The 1,060-nt window shown below is 52.1% G+C and carries 1 protein-coding gene; it reads left to right on the forward strand.

Annotation, left to right across the window (positions count from 1 at the left end):
• A partial coding sequence (gene tnpC / locus J7439_RS25560) for an IS66 family transposase (RefSeq protein ID WP_209204875.1) occupies positions 1-1,050 on the forward strand: 1,050 nt, incomplete at its 5' end.
• Positions 1,051-1,060 lie beyond the last annotated feature (10 nt).

The raw sequence follows: 1,060 nt of genomic DNA on the forward strand, positions 1-1,060 counted from the left end.
TCCGGCCTGTTTGACCGCAGCTTTGCCGATGTGAGTTTTATAGCTGGCCTGCTGGTTGAGAAATACCGCTACCACCTGCCGCTTTATCGTCAACACCAGAGACTGGAAGCCAGCGGTATCACCGTCAGTCGTGGCACGCTGACCAATCTGGAGCAGCGTGCTGGCCAGTTGTTACAACCTGTCGCCCATGAAGTACTGAATAGCTGCCTTGAAAGTCACACCCTGGCACTGGATGAAACACCGACAAAAGCCGGGCTGAAATGCAAGGGTAAAATGAAAAAAGGCTACTTCTGGTGCTTTTATGGGGAACAGGATGAAATAGCCTTTATCTACTCCGATAGCCGCTCCTGTGACGTGATTGAACCTTACCTGAAAGAATTTGAAGGGGTATTACTCACGGATGGCTACCCCGGTTACGAAAGCCTTTGCTCGAAATACCCAAAGATCACTCATGCCGAGTGCTGGACACATAGCCGACGTTATTTCGTCAAGTCAGAAAAAGCGGAACCCGCAGCGACCAAAGAAGCCCTGAAACAGATCGGCGCACTGTACAAGGTTGAAGATGACATCCGTCGTCAGGGGTTGGAAGGCGATGCACTGCGTGATTATCGCCAACAAAAAGCCAAACCTCTGGTTGACCAGTTTTTTGAGTGGAACCGGGAACAGCTGCGACGGCTTGACCTGGTTCCCAGCAACCCTCTGAGCAAGGCACTGGGCTACGTTCACAAGCGGGAAAAGGAGCTTCAGGTTTACCTGAACGATCCAACGGTAGCGATTGACACCAATCATCTTGAGCGTGGCCTTCGTTGCATTCCGATGGGCAGAAAGAACTGGATGTTCTGCTGGACGGAAGAAGGCGCAGACAATGTTGCCGTGTTCCAGACGCTGATCACCAGCTGCCTGCTGGCGGGCATCGATCCTTACAAATACCTGGTTGATGTTCTTCAACGCATCAGCCTCCACCCGGCCCGTGATATCAGGGAACTGATACCGCGACTCTGGAAAGAGAAATTCGGGGCCAATCCATTAAAAGCCGATCTCGACAAGTAGGGGGAGTCTG

It is taken from the genome of Salinisphaera sp. G21_0, from assembly GCF_017744115.1.
Classification (GTDB): Bacteria; Pseudomonadota; Gammaproteobacteria; order Pseudomonadales; family Endozoicomonadaceae; genus Endozoicomonas.